This window comes from Streptomyces sp. NPDC005866 (assembly GCF_040629895.1).
Classification (GTDB): domain Bacteria; phylum Actinomycetota; class Actinomycetes; order Streptomycetales; family Streptomycetaceae; genus Streptomyces.
This window is the reverse complement of sequence record NZ_JBEXWP010000010.1, coordinates 180,184-200,865: the sequence shown is the minus strand read 5'-3', so window position 1 is coordinate 200,865 and position 20,682 is coordinate 180,184. Positions and strand designations below refer to the sequence as shown.

Annotated in this window: 18 protein-coding genes and 1 pseudogene; 8 read left to right on the top strand and 11 right to left on the bottom strand. The window is 72.0% G+C overall.

Translation table 11 applies throughout. The features are described from left to right. Positions 1-94 precede the first annotated feature (94 nt). Positions 95-1,690 (top strand): peptide-N4-asparagine amidase, encoded by a 1,596-nt coding sequence (locus tag ABZ396_RS17485; protein ID WP_358921957.1) that lies wholly within the window; start codon positions 95-97, stop codon positions 1,688-1,690. Positions 1,691-1,708: 18 nt separating this feature from the next. Continuing rightward, complete coding sequence (locus ABZ396_RS17480) at positions 1,709-1,855, top strand: hypothetical protein (RefSeq protein WP_358921955.1); 147 nt, start codon at positions 1,709-1,711, stop codon at positions 1,853-1,855. A 118-nt stretch (positions 1,856-1,973) separates the two neighbouring features. Here the strand turns inward: ABZ396_RS17480 and ABZ396_RS17475 are convergent, their stop codons facing one another. Further along, positions 1,974-2,426: a MarR family transcriptional regulator gene (locus tag ABZ396_RS17475; protein WP_358921953.1), complete on the bottom strand. Its 453-nt coding sequence runs from the start codon at positions 2,424-2,426 to the stop codon at positions 1,974-1,976. Between the two features lie 137 nt (positions 2,427-2,563). On the opposite strand from ABZ396_RS17475, the gene ABZ396_RS17470 reads away from it, so the two are divergent. Together ABZ396_RS17470 and mltG are read left to right on the top strand one after the other, a co-directional pair. Next, the gene (locus tag ABZ396_RS17470; protein ID WP_358921951.1) at positions 2,564-4,468 is read left to right on the top strand and encodes an ABC transporter ATP-binding protein; all 1,905 of its coding nucleotides are present in this window, start codon (positions 2,564-2,566) and stop codon (positions 4,466-4,468) included. Positions 4,469-4,641: 173 nt separating this feature from the next. Further along, positions 4,642-5,490 (top strand): endolytic transglycosylase MltG, encoded by an 849-nt coding sequence (gene mltG, locus ABZ396_RS17465; protein WP_358921950.1) that lies wholly within the window; start codon positions 4,642-4,644, stop codon positions 5,488-5,490. 28 nt (positions 5,491-5,518) lie between these two features. Here mltG and ABZ396_RS17460 read toward each other — a convergent pair whose 3' ends face one another. Continuing rightward, entirely contained in the window at positions 5,519-6,595 is a 1,077-nt protein-coding gene (locus tag ABZ396_RS17460; RefSeq protein ID WP_358921948.1) for an NAD(P)-binding domain-containing protein, read from the bottom strand. 85 nt (positions 6,596-6,680) lie between these two features. Between ABZ396_RS17460 and ABZ396_RS17455 the strand changes: the two genes are divergently transcribed. After that, the gene (locus tag ABZ396_RS17455) at positions 6,681-7,109 is read left to right on the top strand and encodes a secondary thiamine-phosphate synthase enzyme YjbQ (RefSeq protein ID WP_358921946.1); all 429 of its coding nucleotides are present in this window, start codon (positions 6,681-6,683) and stop codon (positions 7,107-7,109) included. Between the two features lie 124 nt (positions 7,110-7,233). Here ABZ396_RS17455 and ABZ396_RS17450 read toward each other — a convergent pair. The 3 genes and pseudogenes from ABZ396_RS17450 to ABZ396_RS17440 all read right to left on the bottom strand — a co-directional run. Beyond that, positions 7,234-7,446, bottom strand: a pseudogene (locus ABZ396_RS17450) (transcriptional regulator); the annotation flags it as partial. 7 nt (positions 7,447-7,453) lie between these two features. Then, positions 7,454-8,194, bottom strand: coding sequence for a class I SAM-dependent methyltransferase (locus ABZ396_RS17445; RefSeq protein ID WP_358921944.1), 741 nt, complete (start codon positions 8,192-8,194; stop codon positions 7,454-7,456). A gap of 274 nt (positions 8,195-8,468) precedes the next feature. Next, positions 8,469-8,861 carry a DUF5997 family protein gene (locus ABZ396_RS17440; RefSeq protein WP_358921942.1) on the bottom strand — a complete coding sequence of 131 codons (393 nt, stop codon included), beginning with the start codon at positions 8,859-8,861 and terminating at the stop codon, positions 8,469-8,471. Between the two features lie 83 nt (positions 8,862-8,944). Between ABZ396_RS17440 and ABZ396_RS17435 the strand changes: the two genes are divergently transcribed. Beyond that, positions 8,945-9,718, top strand: a complete 774-nt coding sequence (locus ABZ396_RS17435) for a LysR family substrate-binding domain-containing protein (protein ID WP_358921940.1) — start codon at positions 8,945-8,947, stop codon at positions 9,716-9,718. 43 nt (positions 9,719-9,761) lie between these two features. Here ABZ396_RS17435 and ABZ396_RS17430 read toward each other — a convergent pair whose 3' ends face one another. From ABZ396_RS17430 to ABZ396_RS17415, 4 genes are all read right to left on the bottom strand, one after another. Then, positions 9,762-11,198, bottom strand: coding sequence for an MFS transporter (locus ABZ396_RS17430; protein WP_358921939.1), 1,437 nt, complete (start codon positions 11,196-11,198; stop codon positions 9,762-9,764). Between the two features lie 90 nt (positions 11,199-11,288). After that, complete coding sequence (locus ABZ396_RS17425; protein ID WP_358921938.1) at positions 11,289-14,072, bottom strand: beta-L-arabinofuranosidase domain-containing protein; 2,784 nt, start codon at positions 14,070-14,072, stop codon at positions 11,289-11,291. A gap of 101 nt (positions 14,073-14,173) precedes the next feature. Continuing rightward, positions 14,174-14,857 (bottom strand): HAD family phosphatase, encoded by a 684-nt coding sequence (locus tag ABZ396_RS17420; protein ID WP_358921936.1) that lies wholly within the window; start codon positions 14,855-14,857, stop codon positions 14,174-14,176. A 15-nt stretch (positions 14,858-14,872) separates the two neighbouring features. After that, positions 14,873-15,349: an Lrp/AsnC family transcriptional regulator gene (locus ABZ396_RS17415; protein WP_358921935.1), complete on the bottom strand. Its 477-nt coding sequence runs from the start codon at positions 15,347-15,349 to the stop codon at positions 14,873-14,875. Between the two features lie 228 nt (positions 15,350-15,577). Between ABZ396_RS17415 and ABZ396_RS17410 the strand changes: the two genes are divergently transcribed. Both ABZ396_RS17410 and ABZ396_RS17405 read left to right on the top strand, forming a co-directional pair. Continuing rightward, positions 15,578-17,065 (top strand): FUSC family protein, encoded by a 1,488-nt coding sequence (locus ABZ396_RS17410; RefSeq protein WP_358921933.1) that lies wholly within the window; start codon positions 15,578-15,580, stop codon positions 17,063-17,065. A gap of 100 nt (positions 17,066-17,165) precedes the next feature. Continuing rightward, complete coding sequence (locus tag ABZ396_RS17405) at positions 17,166-18,197, top strand: lactonase family protein (protein ID WP_358921931.1); 1,032 nt, start codon at positions 17,166-17,168, stop codon at positions 18,195-18,197. 163 nt (positions 18,198-18,360) lie between these two features. Here the strand turns inward: ABZ396_RS17405 and ABZ396_RS17400 are convergent, their stop codons facing one another. After that, a complete protein-coding gene (locus ABZ396_RS17400; RefSeq protein WP_358921929.1) occupies positions 18,361-19,287 on the bottom strand; it encodes a hypothetical protein in 927 nt (308 codons plus the stop codon). A gap of 142 nt (positions 19,288-19,429) precedes the next feature. After that, positions 19,430-20,359 (bottom strand): BadF/BadG/BcrA/BcrD ATPase family protein, encoded by a 930-nt coding sequence (locus ABZ396_RS17395; protein WP_358922014.1) that lies wholly within the window; start codon positions 20,357-20,359, stop codon positions 19,430-19,432. Positions 20,360-20,682: the final 323 nt, after the last annotated feature.

Sequence of the window (20,682 nt, the reverse complement as noted above, 5' to 3'; positions counted from 1 at the left end):
ATATGTGCCTGTTGTGCGCGTCCGCACGGGTTATGGAGCGGTCGGCCGGTCTCCTCATTGCGGCCGGCGGCCAACTCCCCGTAGAACACCGGCCATGAGAAGACGGATCGTCATGTCCATGCTTGCAGGGGCGACCCTCCTGACGAGCGCGCTCCTCGGTACGGGGGCCCCCGCCGCCGTAGCCGCCGACGTCCCGGCCGAGTTCGGCACCGACTGGCACGACCCGGTGACCGCCGCCCCGCCGGTGTCCGTGCCCAAGGGCGCCAGGTCCTGCCAAGTCACCCTGGCCGAGGTCCAGTTCCGCGACTTCACACCGTACAGAGGCACCTACACGCCACCCCAGGGCTGCGGTGACCGCTGGAGCAAGGTGGTGCTGCGGCTAGACGGCAAGGTGAAGGGCCGTCAGTACGACCGGCTCGGCTATCTGCACGTCGGAGGCGTGGAGGTGCTGCGCACCTCCACCCCCGAGCCCTCGCCGGACGGCATCGGGTGGCATGTGGAGAAGGACGTCACCCGCTACAGCGACACGTTCCGCGGCACCCGGGACGTCGAGATGCTCATCGGCAACGTCGTCGACGACACGTACACCGGCGTCATCGACGTCAAGGCCACGCTCACCTTCTACGCAGGACGCCCCCAGGCCACCGTCCCCGACAAGGTGCTCACCCTGGACGGCGGCACCACCCTCACCACCCCGCGCAACAGCGAACGCATCGTCGCCGAGGTGTACGCCACCGGATCCGGCGGCGGCTGCGAGGAGTTCTGGTATCTCACCGTGGCCGACCCGGCGTCGTACTCCTGCAAGGCGGACAAGGGGCCCTACCGGGAGGTGCAGATCAAGGTCGACGGCCAACTCGCCGGAATCGCCTCACCGTTCCCGAACGTGTGGACAGGCGGCTGGTCCAACCCCTTCCTCTGGTACGTCATTCCGGGCCCGCGCGCCTTCGACGTCAAGCCGATCGAATACGACCTGACGCCGTTCGCTGGACTGCTCAACGACGGCCGCCCGCACCAGGTCGAGGTCTCCGTCGCCGGGGTGCCCGAGGGCCAGGCCGGCTGGAGCGCCCCCGTGAACGTGCTGGTCTGGCAGGACGCGCACCGCGCCCACGTCACCGGGAAGCTCACCGACGCCGAAGCCTCAAATCCCGTCAACTCCTCGGTGTACACGCCGGGTCCGGGGGAGTACCGGCTCGACACCGACGCCGGGCACCGGCTCGCCGTCTCCGGATACGTCGACACCTCGCACGGCCGGGTGACCACCACCGTAAGCCGGACGCTGGCCAACACGTCCGCGCACCGCTGGACCGACGGCGAGACGACGGACGCGCTCGACGCCACCTGGACGGACGACCAGAGCGTCATCGCGAAGGCGGGCGGAGCGCCCCGGACGACACGCACCCACCGGACGTACACGATGAACGGCGCCATCACCGTCGGCACGGACGACCGGCTGCGCACCGAACTCACCCTCGGCGACCGGGCGGCGGTCACGCGGGCCGGGGGCGGCTGGTCGCGGCTCGACGACACCTACCGCGGTGACGCGACATACACCCTAGGCGTGCCGCGCGACCAGCGGCACGCGGTCGGCACATCGAGCGAGCGCTACCGGCTGTACGGGTCCGACGGGTGCTACGACCGTTCGCTGGCCACCGAACAGGGGGTGCTGACGGAGGATCGCAGCGGCTGCTGAGCCGAGGTCCTGCTGCTGATGCTCACCGGCAAGGGCATGGCCGTCTTCGCCGTCTCCCGCTGGGAGGGTGCGCTGGACGTCGAGCGGGCCGAGCGGGTGCTGGGCGGCGAGACCGCGGCCGTGCGGGAGAACGAACGGGCCGAGGAACTCGTCTCCGAGAGCTGACCCGGCGACGGAAAGGGGCTCCCCTCGGCAAGGCCCGCGAAGGAAGCCGCTCCCGTGGGAAGGCCGCGACGGGAACGGGCTCCCCTTCGGAAGTTCGGGAGGGGAGCCCCTTCGTGTCTCAGCAGCCCTTCGCCGCCGCCGCTCCGTCGACCAGGGCGTCCAGCAGCCCGCCCAGTGCCGCACGCTGCTCCTCCGACAGCGGGGCCAGGATCTCCTCGGCGGCCGACCGCCGGGCACCCCGCAGCTCCCGCAGGGTCTCGCGCCCCTCGTCCGTGATCTCGATCCGCGTCACCCGGCGGTTCGTCGGATCCGCCGCCCGGCGCACCTTGCCGCTCGCCTCCAGGCCGTCGACCAGCGTGGTCACCGCGCGCGGCACCACCTCCAGGCGCTCGGCGAGATCGGCCATCCGTGGGGGCGTGTCGTAGTGGGCGAGGGTGCGCAGCAGCCGGGACTGCGCCGGGGTGACGCCCAGATGACGCGCCTCGAAATGGCGCTTCTGGATGCGGTGCACCCGGCGGGTGAGCCGCAGCAACTGGTCGGCGAGCCGGCCCTCGGAATCGGGGGTGGTCATAGGGGAACAATATCAGGACCATGTTCATTGTGAGTATAGGTAACAATGAGCTAAGCTCCGTGAGCCTGCAGGACAGCCTCCGCGAGCCGATACTCGGACTTCCGAGTCCCTGACCACCGCACCCATCCGTAGGAGCCATGCCCCGAGACGAGATCAACTGGACCCCGGACGGCACTTCGGCCGGACAACCCCGCCAGGTGCGCCGCATCCTCACACTCTTCCGCCCCTACCGCGGCCGGCTCGCGATCGTCGGCCTGCTGGTCGGCGCCGCCTCGCTGGTCTCGGTCGCCACGCCCTTCCTCCTGAAGGCGATCCTCGACACCGCGATCCCGCAGGGCCGCACCGGACTGCTCAGCCTGCTGGCGCTGGGCATGATCCTCAGCGCCGTCCTCACCAGCGTCTTCGGGGTCCTGCAGACGCTGATATCCACCACAGTCGGCCAGCGCGTCATGCACGACCTGCGCACCGCCGTCTACGGCCGCCTCCAGCGCATGTCGCTCGCCTTCTTCACCCGCACCCGCACCGGCGAGGTGCAGTCCCGCATCGCCAACGACATCGGCGGCATGCAGGCCACTGTCACCTCCACGGCCACCTCCCTGGTCTCCAACCTGACCAGCGTGGTCGCCACGATCGTCGCGATGATCGCCCTCGACTGGCGGCTCACCGTCGTCTCGCTGGTCCTGCTCCCGGCCTTCGTGTGGGTCAGCCGCCGGGTCGGCAACGAGCGCAAGAAGATCACCACCGAACGCCAGAAGCAGATGGCCTCGATGGCCGCTACGGTCACCGAGTCGCTCTCCGTCAGCGGCATCCTGCTCGGCCGGACCATGGGCCGCGCCGACTCGCTCACCGCCTCCTTCGCCGACGAGTCCGAGCAGCTCGTCGACCTGGAAGTACGCTCGAACATGGCCGGCCGCTGGCGCATGGCCGTGATCACGATCGTGATGGCCGCGATGCCGGCCGTCATCTACTGGACCGCCGGCATGGCCCTCCAGCTGGGCGGCCCGCAGATCTCGCTCGGCACCATCGTCGCCTTCGTCTCCCTCCAGCAGGGCCTGTTCCGCCCGGCCGTGAGCCTGCTGCAGACCGGCGTCCAGATCCAGACCTCGCTCGCCCTCTTCCAGCGCATCTTCGAGTACCTCGACCTGCCCGTGGACATCACCGAGCGGGACGAGCCGGTCCACCTGGACCGTGTGAAGGGCGAGGTGCGCTTCGAGAAGGTCGAGTTCCGCTACGACGACAAGAGCGGGCCCGTCCTCGACGGCATCGACCTGACCGTCCCGGCCGGCGGCAGCCTGGCGATCGTCGGCCCGACCGGCGCCGGCAAGTCCACGCTCGGCTACCTGGTTCCCCGGCTCTACGACGTGACTGGCGGCCGGGTCACCCTGGACGGCGTCGACGTCCGTGACCTCGACTTCGACACCCTCGCCCGTGCGGTCGGGGTCGTCTCGCAGGAGACGTACCTCTTCCACGCCTCGGTCGCCGAAAACCTGCGCTTCGCCAAGCCGGAAGCCACCGACGAGGAACTCCACGCGGCCGCCCGCGCGGCCCAGATCCACGACCACATCGCCGCGCTGCCCGACGGCTACGGCACCGTCGTCGGCGAACGCGGTCACCGTTTCTCCGGTGGTGAGAAGCAACGGCTGGCCATCGCCCGCACCATCCTGCGCGACCCGCCGGTCCTCATCCTCGACGAGGCGACCAGCGCCCTGGACACCCGCACCGAACACGCCGTCCAGGAAGCCATCGACGCCCTGTCGGCCAACCGGACGACCGTCACCATCGCCCACCGGCTGTCCACGATCCGCGGCGCCGACCAGATCGTCGTCCTCGACTCCGGCCGGGTGGCCGAACGGGGCACGCACGAGGAACTGCTGGAACTCGACGGACGGTACGCGGCGCTGGTGCGCCGGGACGCCCGAGTGGACACGGCGGGGGAGCGGCCGACCGGAACCGGTGAGGCAACCCAGTGGGAGTCGGTGAGACGGGCGGGGCGCCGGCGGGGCGACCGGGGGCGTCAGCCGGCGACTCCGCCGACAAGCTGAAGCCGGCTACGTGAGCCGACGACTACAGCCGACAAGCTGAAGATATGTCGGGTTTGCGGCAGTCTGCGGGCTAACGTGCCCACATGCAGACGAACACTCCGTCACGGAACACGAGCCGACGGAACACGAGCCGGCGGAACGCGAGCCGGCGGAACGCGAGCCGCCCGGGGGCGATGCGACGGAAGGCGGTCCGGCTGACGCGCAGGGGCAGACTCCTTATCGTGGTGGCCGGCGTCGTGGTGGCGGGGGCCGCCGTGGCGGTGCCGCTGCTGTCCCTGGTGCACGGCGCGGCCGCCAGGCCCGCCACCCTGGTCATCCCGGAGGGGTGGCGCGCCTCCCAGGTCTACGACGCCGTCGACAAGGCGCTCGCTCTCCCCGCCGGTAGCACCAAGCGGTCCGTCGGCACCGCCGGCCTGAAGCTGCCAGGCGACGCCGGGGGCAACCCGGAGGGCTATCTCTTCCCGGCCACCTATCCCCTGGACAAGGGCGCGACCCCGCAGTCCGTGCTGCGGTTCATGGTGGACACCGCCAACCAGACGTTCGGTGCGGCGCCCGTCGCGGCCGGCGCTCAGCGCAACGCGATGAACGTCTACCAGGCGGTGACCATTGCCAGCATCGTCCAGGCCGAGGCGGCGGACAAGGCCGACATGGGCAAGGTGGCCCGGGTCGTCTTCAACCGGCTGCAGAGCGGTATGCCGCTGCAGATGGACTCCACCCTCAACTACGCCCTCAACCGCAGCACCCTCAACACCACTCTTGAGGACACGCGTATCGCGAACCCCTACAACTCCTACCAGCGCATGGGCCTGCCGCCCACGCCGATCGACAGCCCGGGCGAGGACGCCATGCGTGCCGCGATGAACCCGACGCCGGGCAACTGGCTCTACTTCGTCACGGTCAAGCCCGGGGACACGCGGTTCACCGCCGACTACGCCGAACACCAGCGCAATGTCGCCGAGTTCAACGCGGTGCGCAACAGCAAGGCCAAGGAGTCGCCGCAGGTCTCGCAGCGGTCCCACTGAGGCCGAGGTGACGCCGGTACGTCACCCGTCACGCGGCGACGGGCTCCCCGGCGAGCAGCCGCCTGATGTCCCGGACGGCTTCGCGGCCCGCGCGGTTGGCGCCGATGGTGCTGGCCGAGGGGCCGTAGCCCACGAGGTGGACACGCGGATCCACGACCGACCGGGTCCCCTCGACGCGGATCCCGCCTCCCGGCTCGCGCAGCCGCAGCGGCGCCAGATGGTCGAGGGCGGCGCGAAAACCGGTCGCCCAGAGGATGACGTCGGCGTCGACATGCCGGCCGTCGTTCCACTCCACCCCGTCCGGAGTGATGCGGTCGAACATCGGCTGCCGGTCCAGGACGCCGTCCTTCAGGCCCTGCCGGACGGCGTCGTTCAGGGGCAGCCCGGTGACCGAGACCACGCTGCGCGGCGGCAGTCCCTGCCGCACCCGCTCCTCCACCAGCGCCACCGCGGCCCGGCCAACGCCCTCGTCGAAGGGCCCTTCGCGGAAGACCGGCGGCCGGCGGGTGACCCAGGTGGTGGCGGCCGCGTACGGGGCGAGCTCCAGCAGCTGCTGGGTGCCGGAGGCCCCGCCGCCGACGACCACCACCCGCTTCCCGGCGAACTCCTCGGGCCCGGCGTACCGCGCGGTGTGCAACTGCCGCCCGCGGAAGGTCTCCTGGCCCGGGTAGCGCGGCCAGAACGGCCGGTCCCAGGTGCCGGTGGCATTGATCAGCGCCCGCGCCGACCAGTCCCCGGCGTCCGTCTCCACGAGCAGCCGTCCGCCGTCGCCCTCGCGGACCGCGCGGACGTCCACGGGCCGCCGTACCCGCAGCTCGAAGGTGCGTTCGTAGGCCGCGAAGTACTCACCGATGACCTCGGCGGACGGTCGTGCCGGGTCGGCTCCGGTCAGTTCCATGCCCGGCAGCGCGTGCATCCCGTGGACCTTGCCGTACGTCAGCGACGGCCATCGGAACTGCCAGGCGCCGCCCGGGGCGGGGGAGTGGTCCAGGACCACGAAGTCGCGGTCCGGCTCGAAACCGGTGCGCCGCAGGTGATAGGCGCTGGACAGACCCGCCTGACCAGCGCCTGTGACGACTACCTCGACCTCGCGCATGTTGTTCACGCTTCTACCAACCGGGGGGTGGCCGTGGATCTTCCCGACGCGGTCGCTCGCAACGGCGGCCCGGCGGATGGGCGAGGATGGGGGCATGTCGGATGCCTTCACCACACGAGTGCTCCAAGTCACCACCGGTACCCGCGAGCGGGTCGTCGACCTGACCGCCGACTGCGAGGCCTTCCTGCGCGAGGCCGCGGCCGGCCGCGACGGCCTGCTGAACGTCTTCACCCCACACGCGACGGCCGGTATCGCCATCATCGAGACCGGCGCCGGCAGCGACGACGACCTGCTGGCCGCCCTGCACACCCTGCTCCCCGCCGACGACCGCTGGCAGCACCGGCACGGCAGCCCGGGCCATGGCCGCGACCACGTCCTCCCGGCGCTCGTGGCCCCGCACGCCACCCTTCCGGTGATCGACGGCCACCTGGAACTGGGCACCTGGCAGTCGGTGTGCCTGGTCGATACGAACAGGGACAACTCCGAACGAAAGGTGCGCCTTTCGTTTCTCGCCGGCGCCTGATTCCGGCTCGCGCAGGGCCAGCTGGAGGGGGTCCAGAGCGGCCCGGCGGGCCTTGAGGAACACGCCCGGTTCTTTCGGGTTGCCGCTGCTCAGGGTTCCGGTGTGGCTGCGGGCGCTACGGAGGTCAGCTGGGCATGGAGCGATCGCGGGCGGCGCCGGTGTCCGTCGGAGCCGGGGTTGTCGCGCCTGCCCAGGAGGCGAGGATGCGCAGCGCGTCGTGGGAGGGCGAGCCGGGTTCGGCGGACCAGACGACGAGCTGGTGCTCGGCGTCGACGGTCGGGGCCAGCGTGTCCCAGTCGAGGGTCAGCTCGCCGACGAGGGGGTGCCGGACCACCTTGGCGGCGCTACACGGGCCTGCGCCACAGGGAGATGTGCTTCGTCGAGTCCTGGGTGAACGGGGAACCGTCCCAGTCCGCGACGCGCCGTTCCAGTTCGAGCCCCGCCATCCTGGCCATCAGATCCAGCTCGGCCGGCCACGCGTACCGGTGCCGGGAGCGGCCGCGGCGGTAGCGGCCGTCCTCGCGGTCACGGGTGAGGTGGTGCGAGACGAGGATCTGCTCGACCAGGTCGAAGGTGTCGAACCCGATATGCCCCGCGGAGACGTCGAACGGCACTGCGACCTGGCCGGGCGGCAGCAGTCGTAGCGGCGGCACGCCCAGTTCGATCAGGAACCGGCCGCCGGGCGACAGATGCCGGGCCGCGTTGCGGAAGCACTCGACCTGCTCGTCCTGCGTGAGCAGGTTCGAGATCGTGTTGTAGACGAGATAGACCAGGGAGAACTCGCCGGGCACGGTGGTCGTCGCCATGTCCCCGATCACCACCGGCAGCGTCTCGGCGTCGGCCTTGCGGCGCAGAACGGCCGCCATGTGCTCGGAGAACTCGATGCCCACCACGGGCACCCCGCGCTCCCGGAGCGGGACAGCGACCCGGCCGGTTCCGATGGCGAACTCCAACGCCCGGCCGTCTGCGGCGAGTTCGGCGAGGAAGTCCACGGTCGGCCCGAGCACGGCGGCCGAGGTCATCTCGGTCTCCTCCGCGTCGTAGCGGTCGGCCTCGGCGCGGCTCCACAGTTCACTGCTCGTCATGGGCGGTCACTCTGCCGGGCGGCCAGAGCCGTCGTCCACGCAATTTCACGGCCCCGGGCCCTCCGACTCCGCGTGGTCAGTGGCGGCCGGGACGGCCTTACCGCATCCGCCGCACGGCCGCGCCACGCCGGAGCAGCCCGACCGGGCCTGCCGGGAGCACGGTGGCGGATTCCCCGCACGGCTGAGAGGCGTACGGCAGGGTACGGCGACGGCCCCGGTCCGCAGGCGGATACGCCTGGACCGGGGCCGTGAGCGGGCGGCGCGGGTCGGGACCTCAGTCCTGTCCCGCGTCCTTCTCCCGCTTCAGGTTCTTCAGCCGCGCGCCCTCCTTGCGGACCTCTGCCTGCGTGGCGCGCTCCTTGTCCAGCCACTCGGGCCGCTCGCGCTTGAGCTCGTCGATCTGCTCGGTGGTGAGCGGCTCCGTCACCCCGCCGCGCGCCAGCCCCGCGATGGACACGCCCAGCTTTTCCGCGACCACCGGACGCGGGTGCGGGCCGTTGGCCCGCAACTCGCGCAGCCACTCGGGCGGGTCGGCCTGGAGCTCGGTCAGCTCGGCGCGCGAGACCACACCCTCCTGGAAGGCGGCGGGCGTGGCGGGCAGGTACACACCCAGCTTCTTCGCCGCGGTCGCGGGCTTCATCGTCTGGGCGGTCTGGTGCGAACTCATGAGGTCAAGGGTATCGGCCGGGCACGCAGGCGCCGACCACGGCCGATGCGGGGCTGACGGCCCCGGCCGGTTAACCTGGCCTGGTGACAGGCTCGGAGGAAACACCGTCGTTCCGGCTCGCGTACGTCCCCGGCGTGACGCCCGCCAAATGGGCGAGGATCTGGAACGAGCGCCTGCCCGACATCCCTCTCAGCCTCCACCAGGTCACGGCGGCCGAGGCGTCCGACATGCTGCGCGCGGGTGACGCGGACGCCGGTTTCGTACGGCTCCCGGTGGACCGTACGTTCTTGAGCGCGATCCCCCTCTACACCGAGACCACGGTGGTCGTCGTACCCAAGGACCACGTCATCACGGCGGCCGAGGAGGTCACCGTCGCCGACCTCGCCGACGAGGTCCTCTTCCACCCCCTCGACGACGTCTTCGACTGGGACGCACCGCCCGGCGAGCCCGCCTTCGAGCGCCCGGCCACCACCGAGGACGCCGTCGAACTGGTCGCCGCCGGCGTCGGCCTGCTGGTCGTCCCACAGTCGCTGGCCCGTCTGTACCACCGCCGGGACCTCACCTACCGGCCGCTCACCGACGCCCCGCAGTCGACCGTAGTCCTGTCCTGGCCCGAGGAGGCCACCACGGACATGGTCGAGGACTTCATCGGCATCGTCCGTGGCCGCACGGTCAACAGCACACGCGGCCGTCAGGCCGGACAGACGCCTCAGGAATCAAGGGCATCGCAGGCGCAGCCCAAACGGCCGCAGAAGGCGACCGCGGCCGGCCGTGGCGCACAGGGCCGGACCACCGGAGCGAAGCGCACCCAGTCCGCCAAGCCCGCGAAGCGCGGAAAGCCCCGCCGCCGGTCATAAGCCCGAGGTCCTGGGCCAGGACCGGGCCGGCCTGGGTTCAGTCTTACTCCGGTGCCTTCGCCCGCTCGCGCAGATCGGCGACCGCCAGACACAGCGCCACCATGATCAACCCGACGGACGTGAGCAGGCCCAGCTGGAGCGCCTCGGTGGCCGGGCCGCCGTTCGCGAAGTGGGCGAAGTACACCGCGCCCACCACGGCGATCCCGGCCGCCGAGCCGACGCGCTGGCCGGTCTGCAGCACGCCTCCGGCCGCGCCGGCCCGCTTCACCGGGACGCGGGTGAGCGTGAGCGTCGTGTTGGGGGAGATCGCGAGACCGGAGCCGATCCCACCAATGATCATCGGTACCGCCATGGCCCACCCCGCGCTCTCCAACGGCACCAGCCGCACCACCGCGATGATCCCGAGCAGCCCCAGCGCCACCCCGCTGAGGCCGATGACGACCAGATTGCGCCCGTGGCGCACCACCAGCCGGCCCCCGAGGGCGGCACCGACCGCCGAGGCGATCGCGAACGGCAGCACCGTGAGACCGGAGGCCAGTGCGCTGTATCCGGCCGCGTTCTGAAGGAACAGGGCGAGGACGAAGAAGACCGTGGTGAAGCCCGCGAAGTAGGTCAGGCTGATCAGCGCGCCGAGGGTGAAGGACCGCAGCGAGAACAGGTCCAGATCGACCAGGGGTGCCCGTCCGAGCCGTCCCTGCCGCCGCTCCCACGCCCAGAACAGGCCCAGCAGCAGTCCGCCCACCGGCAGCAGTGCCCACTTCAGCCGCCCGGGCCACTGCTGCTCCTGCACCAGTGGCAGCATCAGCGCGAGCACCCCGGCACCGAGGAGCACCACCCCGACGGGGTCGAACTCCTCCCGCCGGCCCGGCGAAGCGGGGAACCGGGGCAGCAGCCGCAGCCCCGCGACGAAGGCGGCCACCCCGATGGGCAGATTGACGAAGAACACCCAGCGCCAGCCGTCGCCGGTGCCGACGGCGTCGATGATCAGACCGCCGGCCAGCGGGCCCACCGCCGTCGAGACCCCGACGACGCTGCCGAGCAGCCCGAAGGCCTTGGCCCGCTCGGCGCCCTGGAACATCTGCTGGATCAGCCCCGAGGTCTGCGGCGCGACCAAGCCCGCCGCCGCGCCCTGGATCAGCCGGAACACCACGAGCCAGTCGGGACTCGCCGCGAGCCCGCACGCCGCCGAGGCCAGCGTGAACATGGCCAGCCCGAACAGGAAGGCCTGGCGCCGCCCGCGCATGTCACCCAGCCGGCCCGCCGGGACGAGCGCCAGCCCGAAGGTCAGGGCGTACCCGGAGACCACCCAGGACTGGGCGGCCGCCGACGCGCCCAGCCCGCGCTCCAGCGAGGGCAACGCCACATTGACGATCGAGGTGTCGAGCAGCGAGATGAAGCCGGCCGCCAGACAGACCCCGAGCGCCCGCCAGCGCCGGTCCTCGGTGGCCGGTCGCTGCGGCTTTGCCCAGGTCATGGTCATGCGGCAACGCTATGCAGTCGTCACGCACATCGCACGACCGGCGGAGCGAACGGCTGGCAGCACTGGCCCTTCCGGGTGACGGCCCGGATGTCAGCGCGCGTACGACGCCTTCCCCGCGGTAGCCACGATCCGGTCCCCGTCCGCCCCGGTCAGCAGGCCTCCCGCCACCCACGCGGCCACGACCGAACGCACCCGCGCCACCAGTGCCCCCTTGGCGTGGAACGGCGCCCCGGCCCAGACCTCGTCCAGCAGTGAACCGCCGTCCGGCTTGACCGGGTTGGCGACCGCCGAGTCGAGGCCGCCGAACACCACCGTGGGCTCCGAGCGCCGGAAGTAGGCGTGGGTCGGGTCCTCGGTCCCCTCGTGGAAGGGGGCGAACTCGGTTCCGTCGAGGGTGAAGTGGAGCGGGGTGCCGGGCACCGGAGTCAGGGACGGAAGCAGGTCCCCGGAGAGCCCCGCGTTCCGGTACAGCCCCAACTTCAGATACTCCGTGGCCGAGTTGCGGCCGACGAGATTGACGGGGCCGTAGAACATGGCCTGCAGCGAAGGGTCGTCGAGGGCCTTCTCGACCCGCAGCCGGAAGGGAACCGACACCCGCACGGTGTCCCCTGCCCGCCAGGTCCTCGGGGGCACGGCGAAGTAGCTGCCCGGTACCGGAGTGCCCGGCACCGCACGCCCGTTGACGGTCACCCGGAACCCGGCCGTCGCCCACACCGGCACCCGCAGCCGCAGTTCGAAGGCGGCCCGCCCGCTCCCGCCGACAGCGAGCGTGCTGCCCTGTTCCCGGGGGTAGCCGGTGGTCTGGCCGACGGTGATCCCCTTCTCGGCCCAGGTCAGCGTGGACGGGCTGTAGAGGTTGACGTACAGGGCGCTGCCGTCGGCCGCCGCGAAGTACACCGAGTCCTGGTACTTGGTGGCGGACTCCATGCCCGTGCCCTCGCAGCAGGTCGTGCCCTGCTTGGGCGTGTAGTCCCGCACATGCCCGGGCGTCAGCCCGATGAAGTAGGTGACCAGCGGCTTCTCGGCATCGGCCCGGTCCTGCTTGGAGCCGAGCACCTGGTTGTACAGGGCCCGTTCGTAGTAGTCCAGGTACGCCGGATCCTGCTCGTGGAAGAACAGCGCCCGGCTCAGTCTCAGCATGTTGTACGCGCAGCAGGTCTCGGCGGTGGTCGCGCTGATGGTCCCCGCGATCACGTCCCGCGCCTTCCAGGACTCGGTCGTACTGGTGCCGCCGATGCCGTACATACGATGCGGTACGACCATGCCCCAGAAGTTCTTCGAGGCGGTCAGGTAACGCTCCTCGCCGGTCGCGTCGTACAGCCGGACCAGACCGGTGAAGATCGGGATGTGCTGGTTGGCATGCAGTCCGTTGAGGGTGTCGGTGTTCGCGGTGCAGGCGTCGATGAGGCTGTCCAGGTCGAACAGCCGGGCCAGCGCGAGGTGTTCGGCCCTGCCGGTGAGCTCGTGCAGGTCGCAGACCGCCTCGGCGATCCCGCCGAACTCACCGCTGGAGAAGATCCCCCACATCCGCTGGAGCGTGGCGGCGGGCAGCACGGACAGCCGCGCGTACATCCAGTCGCCCATGCCGGACGCGAGATCCAGCGCCCGCTCGTCACCGATGGCGGTGTACGCGTCCAGCAGCCCCCGGAGGATCTTGTGCGCGGTGTAGTACGGCGCCCACACCTTCGTGTAGTCGCTGCCGGTCATCGACTCCAGCAGGATGAACTGCGTCTCCGGATAGGCCGCGAGGAACCCCGGGTGGCTGGGCCCGCCCCAGGTCCGGCGCAGGCTGGCGTCGAGGCCGCGCCCCGAGGCGTCCGCGAACGTCGAACCCGACGTCTCGGCGAAGGCGTACGAGACCAGGTCGCCGCTCGCCCGTGCGCTCTGCAACCCGGCTGTCTCGTCGGCGCTCAACGCCCGTGACCACATGTCGAAGCCACCGAAGGCGCCCGCGAAGACGGGGTCGGCGGGGTAGTGGGAGCGGCCGAGCCAGTGGTGGGCGAGGGCGCCGAGGGCGGCCGGGGTGAGGGACATGGCCGTGTTGCGGGCCACGGCCGTGCCGTTGACGTACAGCGTGCCGGTGCCGTCGGCGATCGTCACCGCGAGGTGGCTCCACCGGTCGAGGGGCAGTGCGGCGGTGCCGTCCATCGCCTGCTCGGCGCCCGCTCCGCCGGTGGTGATCGCGAACCGGGGCACTCCGTGCGCGTTGCGGGCGGCGAGGTAGAGGTACCGGGTGGTGTCGTTCCCGAAGTCGAACACCCTCGCCCAGGCGTCCTGATGACCGGGTTTCACCCAGGCGGACAAGGTGACGGCGGAGGCGTCCCCGAGCACACCGGCCGGCAACTCGGCGTACTGGTAGGACCCCCGGCCGTTCTCGGCGGCCCGCCCACCGAGCACCCCGGCCACGCTCAGCACGGAGGGCTCGTGTCGCAGGGCGTCGCGCACCTCGCCCAACGCCCCCACCATGGTGCGGATCTTCGCCGCGAACACGTCCTCACCGGTGCTCGCGTACGCCTGCGCCAGCATGGTCAGGAAATGCCCGGTGTAATGCCCGCGCAGATTCCCGTTGGCCTCCCCGTCCAGGCCCTCCCAGCCACCGGGCGCGACCGCACCGCCCGTGTCCAGCCCCGCGTTGGCCCGGAACACCTGCAACAGCCGGTTCACGTCGTAGCCGCGCGCATGGTCGAGCAGCAACGCCCGCTTCTCCGCGAACAGCCCGGGCTCCAGCGTCACATCCCCCAGCCCGAACGGCCGTACCGTCCAAGCCGGTTGCCCCGCGGCCGCCTTCCCGCCGACCGTGACGCCGGTCCCGCCGGCGGCGGCGACCATAGCCGTCACCTGGAGGAGGGTCCTTCGGGAGAAAGGCTGCGCCATGTGCACCTCATCTGTTTGAGATTTCGGACGGCGTTCGGGAATTCGTCCAGAAAATAGAGAAGAGGCGCGAGAGCGTCAACGGTACTGACGGGTAAAGGAGTTCAGGCGCCGGTGAGCCAGTCGTGGGCCGCGCGTGCCGTGAACTCCGCCTGGCCGCCCCGCAGCAACAGACCGGCCGCGGCGAACTCGGGCGCGTCGGCCTGCGCGGCGACGTACGGGATCGCGATGCAGCGCATCCCGGCCGCGTGCGCCGCTGCCGCTCCCGGGACGGCGTCCTCCAGGACCACACAGTCGGCCGGGGCGGCCCCGAGGCGCCGGGCCGCCTCCAGGAACACGTCCGGTGCCGGCTTGCCGTGGGGCACCGCGTCGGCCGAGACGACCGTGCGCAGGTACGCGCCCAGGCCCGTGCCGGCCAGGATCGCCTCGATCGCCGGGGGAGAGGAGCCGGAGGCCACCGCCATGGACACGCCCTCGGCAGCGAGCAGCTCCACGAACGTCCGCATCTCCGGGTACGGGTGTGTATGGGTGCGGGCCAGTGCCAGGTAATGCCTGTTCGTCTCCGTGAGCAACTCGGCCACCGAGGGCCGGAGTCCGTGGCGCTCCCGGAGCAGAGCCACCGTCTCCAGGGTGCTGATGCCGACGAAGCTCTCGTGCTCCGCCCAGGTGAAGTCCGTAACGCCGTGTGCCGCCAGGGTCTGCCGGGTCGCCTCGTAGTAGTTCGGCTCGCTGTCCACGAGGGTTCCGTCGAGATCGAAGATGACCGAGAGGCTGCCGAGATCGCACATAGGACCAGGATGCCGTTACGTGCGTGCCGCCCGGCCGATGGACTCCACCAGCGGCAGCAGCCGGTGCGGAACGCGTTCGCGCAGGGCCACCTCCGTGCGGGTGCGCACCACGCCCGGCAGGCTGATCAGTTTCTGGATCACATCCTCCAGGTGCGCGTTGTCCCGCGCCACCACCCGGGTCAGCAGATCCCCGCCGCCCGTGATCGAGAACGCCTCCACGATCTCCGGCACGGCGGCCAGCGCGTCCCCCACGTCGTCGAGATGGCCCTGCGTGACCTCGATGTGCACAAAGGCCAGCACCGGGTGGCCGAGTGCGGCGGGGGAGAGGGAGGGGCCGCCGCCGATGATCACGCCATCGCGCTCCAGCCGGTCCAGGCGGGCCTGCAGGGTGCCCCGGGCGACACCGAGGACGCGGGCGTACTCGCGCACGCTGGTGCGCGGCTGCTCCAGCAGCAGCCGCAGAATGCGGGTGTCGAGCTCGTCCACGGTCATGGCATACGACTGTACCAATGGCTCATGGCGACTTCCTGTCGACCTGGACCATCGGCCTTTGGGCCGGATGGTGGCGCCCGCCGAAGCTGGGCCAATGGCTCAGTGAAACCGGAGACACTTGAGCCGGTCGCGTCGGCGATGCTCTCATGTGTGTGTCGATGGCGCTGCGGATCCCCGCGGCGCCATTTCTGTGCCGTCCTTTCTGTGCCGTCCGTAGGAGGGGAAGCAGTGCTGAAGAGGGTGTTCGCGGCTCCGGACCCGGGGCGGGTGCGGCTGCGCTTCGCCGCGCGGGCCGTGCTGGGCATCGGCCTCGCCGTCGTGCTCTGTGGGCTGGCCGGACACTCCCTCACGGGCGCCGTCACCGGCGGGCTCGCCGCGCTGCTCGCCCTGTTCACGGTCGCGGACGCCACCGTGCGCGGGCAGGCCGTCACCACCGCGCTGCTGCCCGCCGTGGGCCTTCCCGTGCTCGCCGCGGCGGCCGAACTGCACGACGTGCCCGTCGCACGGGACCTGGTCTTCCTCGCCGTGGTCGGCGCGGGCGTCTACGCCCGCCGCTGGGGGCCGCGCGGCCACAGTCTCGGCGTGTTCGCGTTCATGACGTACTTCGCGGCCCAGTTCCTGCACACCACGCCCGGGCAGCTGCCCGAGCTGTACGTGGCTGTGCTGCTCTCCGTGCTCAGTGCGGCCACCGTGCGCTTCGGCCTGTGGTGTTACGAGCGCCGGCTGCCCCCGGCGCCGGCACCCGCCCCGCCCGCCGGCACCGGCCTGGCCCGGGTGACCACCCGGCAGGCCGTCCAGGCGACCGCGGGCGCGGGTTTCGCGCTGGTCGTCGGCCAGTCGGTGTCGGGCCAGCGCTGGTACTGGGCGGTCGGTGCCACCTGGTGGATCTTCGTCAACACCGCCTCGCGCGGCGACACGCTGGTCCGGGGCTTCCGCCGGGTCCTCGGCACGGCCATCGGCATCGCACTCGGTCTGCTCGTCGCCGTCCCCGTGCACGGCGCCCCCGTCCCCACCGCCGTCCTGGCCGCGGTCGCCGTCTTCGGCATCTTCTACACGGCCGCCGTCTCCTACACCTGGATGATGCTCTGGGTGACCTTCCTCGCCGAACTGCTCTACGGCCTCCTCGGCGTCCTCACCCCCGGCCTGCTGGCGCTCCGGCTCACCGAGACCGGCGTGGGCGCCCTCGGCGCCGGACTCGCCGCGCTGTTCGTGCTGCCGGTCACCACCCACCTCGCCACCGACGCCTGGATCCAGCGCGCCCTGCGCTGTGTCCACGCCTGCACGGCCGAGGCCGCCGCCCGGCTCGCCGGATCCGCCACCGTCGACCCGGCACCCCGGGTGGCCGAACTGGAGCAGCTGCTTGGCCGGGTACGGTTCTCGGTCGCACCCCTCGTCCACCCGCTCACCCCGATGCCCGGCCGCAAGCGCCGCGCCCGCCGGGTCCTCACCCTGCTGGACGACTGCGCCCGGGAGATCCGCGGTCTGGTCGCCGTCGCCGCCGATACCGAGGCCTCCCACGACGCCCGGCTGGCCACCGCCTGCTGGCGCGTCGAGGCGGCCGTCGAGGCACTCACCCAGGGCTCCCAACACATCACCGGCCCCGACGAACCGCCCACCGAGCCCGCCCTCGCCCATCTGCACGGCCTGGAGCGCGCCCTGGCCGAACTCGCCGAGCCGTTGCGCGCCTCCTCCGGCTCGCCCCTGGTCGGCGCCTGAGACGCGCCGCACCGGACGCCTTGGTCTAGACCGACTGCTACCGTCGGCCCCGGACCGGCTCGTACTGACTCGTACCGGCTCGTATCGAGAGGGGACAGCGGTGACAGACGGTGGCAGACGGCGCAGGGCGTTCATCGGGTCGTTCACGGCGGCGGGCGGGCCGGGGGTCGTCACGGCGGCGGTCCACCCGCACAGCGGCGCCCTGGCCCTCCTGGAGAGCGTCGACGGCGTCCCCGATCCGTCCTATCTCGCGCTCGCGCGCGGTGGACACACCCTGTACGCGGTCAGCGAGACCGCCGACGGCGCGGTGGCCGCGTACCACGTCCACGACGACAAGCCACGGCTCGCCGGACCGCCGGTCCCGGTCGACGCCAGCGGCCCCACCCACCTCAGCGTCTTCGACGGTCACGTGCTGACCGCCAACTACGGCTCCGGCAGTGTCAGCGCCGTGCCCGTCCGCCCCGACGGCACCCTCGCCGGGGTCGCCTCCGGGGTGCTCCAGCACACCGGCTCGGGCCCGCACGAGCGCCGCCAGCGCGGCCCGCACGCGCACCAGGTACAGCCGGATCCCAGCGGCCGCTGGGCGGTCAGCGTCGACCTCGGCACCGACTCGGTCCGGGTCTGCACCCTGAACGGCGGCGTCCTCGCCGTCCACCGCGAGTACGCCCTGCGGCCCGGCTCCGGCCCCCGCCACCTGGCCTTCCACCCCGGCGGCCGGTACGCCTACGTGGTCAACGAACTCACCCCGACCGTCACGGTCTGCCGCTGGGACGCCGACACCGGCGCCCTGAAGCCACTGGCCGAAACCCCGGTACTGCCCGGCGCCCCGGTTGGCGACGCCTACCCCTCCGGCATCGTCGTATCGCCCGACGGCCGCTTCGTCTGGACGGCGACCCGGGGCGAGGACGTCCTGACGACGTTCGCGGTCGACGAGGACCAACTGCACCTGACGGCGACGGTCCCGTGCGGGGGCCACTGGCCGCGGGCCCTCACGGAGTCGGGCGGCTACCTGTACTCGGCGAACGAACGCTCCGGGGACATCACATGGTTCGCCGTGGAGCGCGAGACGGGCGTGCCGCGCTACGACGGCTCGGTGGAGGTCCCGGCAGCCTCCTGCGTGGTCTTCGACTGACAGGCCCCGCAACGCGGCCCCAATGGGCGCGGGGCTGTGTCAAATCCACTCCACCGCGTGTGCGCGATGAACCCCCACCGGCGGCCGGCCGACAACCTCCGCACCACCCCAGAAAAACCGACGGCCCCTTCCGAGAAGGGGCCCGTCGAAGCGCATGCCGATCTCAGCGCACCGGCGCACCCTGCGGCTGCTGCGGAGCGATCCCCAGCGTCGTCGTGTACTTGGCCAGCGCCAGCTTGCCGATCGCCGGATACGGCCCCAGCGGCTCGGCCGTGGCGCAACCCGCCTCCTCGGCGGCCGCTGCCAGCAGGCCCGCGTCGATCTCGGGACCGATCAGATACGGCGCCAGCGCCAGCTGCTGCGAACCCGAGGCACGCAGCTGCTCCGCGACGGAGGCGATCGAACCCTCCTGGTCCAGCGCCGCGGCCATCACCGGCACGGCCAGGCGCGCTGCCAGCAGCATGCCGGTGATCCCGGCGGCCTGCACGGCCTCCTCGCCGCCCACCGAGGCGAGGATGATGCCGTCGGCCGCCGTTGCCACGGTGAACAGGCGGGCACGGTCGGCGCGGGCCAGACCGGCCTCCGAGAGGCGCACGTGCAGCGCCTCGGCAAGCAGCGGGTGCGGGCCGAGGACGTCGGTCAGGTCGGCGGCGACCCTGCTCTCCATGACCGCCTGGCGGACCTGGCGCAGCAGCGCGCTGTCCGGGCCGGCCAGCAGCGGCACGACGACCGCGACCGGACCGTCGGGCGCCTTGACGCCCTCGGCACCGGCGGCGACGGCCTGCTCGTAGCGGGCGGCGCGCTCCTCGGCGGCACGGGCGAGCACGGACTGAAGGGTGGGGAACTCCCCGTCGTCCCCGTCCAGGTACCCGATCCGGGCGTCCAGGCCGGGCAACTCGGAACGGGCGATGCTCACGACCTCCTCGGCGAGGCCGCGCGTGGCCGAACTGGGTGTACCCGGCACCGCGAGGACGAACGCGGGCGCGTCCTCGGGAGCCACCAGCGGTTCGGGGCGGCGATGCCGTCCGGGCTGGCGGGGTCGCGGCATTCGTACTGGCAGGCCGGACGCGGGCCCAGTGGGGGAGCTCATGGCGCCGCATGTTACTGGCTTATTGGGCTCCCCTGTTCGGGGAGGGTGCAGGTGAGCGGTATCCGTCCGGTTTTGTCTGATGAGTTACGCCTGATTCGGAGGTGATCTCGCCATCTGTCGGACACTTCATGTCTCAGTGGGATCAGTCCCCCTTTGTGTGCACTACGGAGAGCAGCCGTCCATCACCCGGCAGAGTGAGCCGACCGGTGATCAGGTCACGCGCGACGCGTACCGCTCCGTGCAGTGGATCGCCCTCCGCCGGAACCTGCCGCGCCTGCGGCAGCAGGCTCGTCAACTCCTCGGCCAGCGGTACGAGAAGCGGATCGCCCAGCTTGAACAGGCCGCCGGTGAGAGCGACTCGGGGCTCACCTGCCGTGGGGCAGACGGCGGCGGCCGACTCGGCCATGTGCCGGGCCGCCGCGCGCAGGATCCCGGCCGCGACCGGGTCGTGCGCGGCGCAGTCCGCGACCTGCGGGGCGAAGGAGGCCAGTACGGCGGGCCGGTCGGCGCGCGGATACAGCTGCCCGGGCAGCCCGGCCGGCGGCCCGAACCGCTCCTCGGCGCGGGCCCGCAACGCGGCCGAGCCGCCGTCCCGCCCGTCGAAGGAGCGCAGCGCCGCCTCCAGGCCCGCCCGGCCGATCCAGGCGCCACCGCCGCAGTCGCCCAGCAGATGCCCCCAGCCGTCGGCCCGCCGCCACCCGGTCAGATCGGTGCCGACGGCGATCAGCCCCGTACCGGCGGCGACCACCGCGCCCGGGCGCGGGCCCAGGGCGCCGACGTACGCCGTCACGGCGTCGGCGGCCAACCCGACCGTCCGCACGCCGAGCTCACGGGCCAGCGCGTCCGGCAGCTCGGCCCGCAGGGCGTCGCCGAGACTGGCCAGCCCGGCGGCGCCGACGACGACCGTCGTCACCCCGTCCAGCCCGTACTCGGCGATCAGCGCCCGTGCCATGGGCAGGAGTTGCTCCAGCAGATGCCCGGGGTCGATGCCTCGCGCACCCGTACGCACCGGCTCCCCGGACTCCCGCGGCACCGATGGCTCCCGCCCGGGTACGCCTACGACGGCCCGCAGCCCGGAGCCGCCGGAGTCGACGGCGAGAAAGCCGGGCCCGGAGCCCCCTGAGTCGACGGCGGGATTCTCCGCGCCATGGGAGCCGCCGCCCTTTCCGCTCACGGCCGGCGCCTGCCCACCGCCGGCGACCGGCCGAGGAGCGTCGTCAGCGGGCGTACCTCGGGCGCGACCGAAGACGACAAGCCCACCGCGTGTACGGGAGTCACTGGATGCAACAGGCTCCCCTCCTTCCCGGTGACCGACCGCGCGATCTGCCGGACCGGCTCGATGACCTCGATGAGGAGGAAGAGTAGCGCCGAGGACGGCGTCCGTGCGTGGGGTGC